The following is a 455-nucleotide window of genomic DNA, read 5'->3' as shown; positions in this document are numbered from 1 at the left end:
ACAGACACCTATGAGGTCCGTGCCCTGGACGGGGTGACTCTCTGCGTAGAGGAGGGGGAATTTCTGGCCGTTGTCGGCACATCGGGAAGCGGCAAGACCACTCTTTTGAACCTGCTGGGCGGCCTGGAGGAGCCCACGGCGGGGGGCGTATGGATACGCAGGAACAGCCTGAAGGATATGACACGGGAGGAGAGAACGGTCTTTCGCAGGAGGAATATCGGGTTTGTCTTTCAGCAGTTCAAGCTGGTTCCTATGCTGGATGTGTATGAAAATATCGTCCTGCCCCTGCGGCTGGACGGGGAGGAGCCGGACGAGACCTTTCTGGAGGAGCTTGTGACGGCCCTGGGGATAAAGGAGAAGCTGGGCCAGATGCCCCAGACTCTCTCCGGGGGACAGCAGCAGCGGGCGGCTATCGCCCGGGCTCTGGTCACCAAGCCCGCCATCCTGCTTGCCGA

1 protein-coding gene is annotated in these 455 nt (G+C 61.1%); it reads left to right on the top strand.

Features of this window, described 5'->3' with window-relative positions:
• Positions 1 to 455 (top strand): ABC transporter ATP-binding protein (locus H7U32_RS09780; protein WP_204469854.1); only part of this gene is annotated, 455 nt, incomplete at both ends.

The organism is Bifidobacterium pullorum subsp. saeculare, assembly GCF_016899725.1.
Lineage (GTDB): Bacteria > Actinomycetota > Actinomycetes > Actinomycetales > Bifidobacteriaceae > Bifidobacterium > Bifidobacterium pullorum_C.
The sequence above is the reverse complement of the archived record's forward strand: the minus strand, read 5'-3'. Positions and strand labels throughout refer to the sequence as shown.